At 66.4% G+C, this 2543-nt stretch carries 2 protein-coding genes; both read right to left on the bottom strand.

Features of this window, described 5'->3' with window-relative positions; translation table 11 throughout:
* Positions 1-4: 4 nt before the first annotated feature.
* Positions 5-2140, bottom strand: a complete 2136-nt coding sequence (locus P2Q66_RS01870) for a DEAD/DEAH box helicase (protein ID WP_275725121.1) — start codon at positions 2138-2140, stop codon at positions 5-7.
* A gap of 192 nt (positions 2141-2332) precedes the next feature.
* On the bottom strand, positions 2333-2543 hold a 211-nt coding region (locus P2Q66_RS01875), incomplete at its 5' end, for a hypothetical protein (RefSeq protein WP_275725122.1).

Consider the following 2543-nt stretch of genomic DNA (forward strand, 5'->3'; position numbering starts at 1 on the left):
ACGGTTACCACTTGCCCTTGCGGTTGAAGTCGCGGTGTCCGCCCTCGTTGCCGCGGGGCTTGCGGGAGCCGTCGCCGTGGCCGCCGAAGCGGGAGTCGCTGGACTGGCCACGGTCACCGAAGGAGCGCTCGGAACGTTCGCTGTAGGAGCGGCCGCCGCGGTCCGCGGAGGTGCGCTCGCCGTCGTTCTTGCGGAACTCCTTCTTGAACCCGCCGCTGCCCTTGAAGTTGCCGCCGCGGTCACCGCCACGGTCGCCGCCGCGGTTGCCCTGGTAAGCGCCGCGTTCGCCCGAGGGCTTGCGTCCGTTATCCAGCTCGAGGTGGATCAGCTCGCCACCAATCCGGGTGCGGGACAGGGCACGCAACTGCTCGGGGCTCAGGTCCGCGGGCAGCTCCACCAGGGAGTGGTCCGAGCGGATATCGATGCCGCCGATCTGCGCCGAGGAGATGCCGCCCTCGTTGGCGATGGCGCCCACGATGGAACCGGGCATGACGCGCTGGCGGCGTCCCACGGCGATCCGGTAGGTAGCGTTGCCCTCGGTGAGCGCACGGGTGGGGCCGCGGGAGCCGAAGCCGTCCTTGGAGCGCTCGCGCTTCTGGAACTCGGGAGCTGCGGGGAGCTCCTTGACCAGCAGCGGCTGTCCGCCCTGTGCCATCACGGCAAGCGCGGCTGCGATCTCCGAGGCCGGAACGTTGTGCTCTTCCTCGTAGGACGCGATGAGGTCGCGGAACGGAGCCACGTCCTCGGAGGCCAGGGTCTCCGTGATGCGCTCGGCGAACTTGCCCAGGCGCAGCGTGTTCACGGTCTCCGCCGTGGGCAGGTGCATCTGCTCCACCGGCTGGCGGGTGGCCTTCTCGATGGAACGCAGCAGGTACTTCTCGCGCGGCGTCATGAAGAGGATCGCGTCACCCGAACGGCCTGCACGGCCGGTACGGCCGATGCGGTGCACGTAGGACTCGGTGTCATGCGGGATGTCGTAGTTGATGACGTGGCTGATGCGCTCCACGTCAAGGCCACGGGCTGCGACGTCGGTGGCCACGAGGATGTCGATGCGGCCTTCCTTCAGCGCGTCCACAGTGCGTTCGCGCTGCTGCTGCGGGATGTCACCGTTGATGGCCGCCGCCTGGAAACCACGGGACTTCAGCTTGTCGGCGAGGTCCTCGGTAGCCATCTTGGTCCGCACGAAGGCAATAACGCCGTCGAACTCTTCAACCTCGAGGATGCGGGTCATCGCATCGAGCTTGTGCGGGCCCATGACCTGCAGGTACCGCTGGCGGGTGTTGGCGCCGGTGGTGGTCTTGGACTTGACGGAGATCTCGGCCGGGTTGTTCAGGTACTGCTTGGACATGCGGCGGATCTGGCTCGGCATGGTGGCGGAGAACAGTGCAACCTGGCGGTCCTCGGGCGTCTGCTGGAAGATCTGCTCAACATCGTCCGCGAAGCCCATGCGGAGCATTTCGTCAGCCTCGTCCAGCACCAGGTACTGGAGCTCGGACAGGTCAAGGGAGCCCTTGGCGATGTGGTCGATCACGCGGCCGGGGGTACCCACAACCACCTGGGCGCCGCGGCGCAGGCCTGCGAGCTGGGGGCCGTAGGCGGAGCCGCCGTAAACGGGAAGGACGGTGAAGTCGTCGATGTGCTTGGCGTAGGAAGTGAAGGCCTCGGCAACCTGGAGCGCGAGCTCACGGGTGGGAGCCAGCACCAGGGCCTGCGTCTTGCGGGACGGGCCGTTGAGGTCGTGGAGCTCTGCCAGGCGGGACAGTGCCGGTACTGCGAATGCTGCAGTCTTACCGGTGCCGGTCTGGGCGAGGCCCACAACGTCGCGGCCTTCAAGCAGCAGCGGGATGGTTGCTGCCTGGATGGGGGACGGCTTTTCGTAGCCGACGTCCTGCAGGGCGGCCAGGACGCGGCCGTCGATGCCGAGGTCGGCGAACTTGATGCCTTCTTCATCGTCTTCCTCAACCTTGGCGGCGGGAGCGGACGTCTCTGCGGCGCGTGCGGCGGGTTCTGCTGCCGGGGCAGCGGCTTCTTCAGCGGGCTCTGCTGCGGGGGCAACGGCCTCGGTGAATTCGACAGCCGCGGTGGGGGCGTCGTTCACGGTGTTCGGGGTGTCGACGGAGTCGTTGTGATTTTCGGGCATAGGGAAATATTCCTCATCCATAGGGGGCCAGGCGGCACTACCCGAGGTGAGTGGAGCCGCAGTACGTGTGCCGTGGATGCCGGGCAAACATTGACCGGCCGGTCACAGAAGTCCGGCGCTTTCGCAATCCCGTGGCAGGACTTCGCGCTGCATCTCTTGGCTGCTATCCCAGCAGTCTGTACAGCGTTTTCTTTAGCCGGCTCTCCCTATGAAAATGCCCGCATCGCTTGTGCGGGCCCCAACACTTGCCAGTCCTGCCTCAAAAATTGGGCAGGAATAAGGGATTTCCGGAGTGGGGGATGTTTCAAGTGTACGGTACGGAAGGTGCGCACCGGAAATCAGGCGGCCGACGGCGGCGGTGAGCTTGCGCACACGGTGCGCCTCCGCCGTCGTACTTTCCCCC

This window comes from Arthrobacter sp. Cr_A7, assembly GCF_029222765.1.
Taxonomy (GTDB): Bacteria; Actinomycetota; Actinomycetes; order Actinomycetales; family Micrococcaceae; genus Arthrobacter.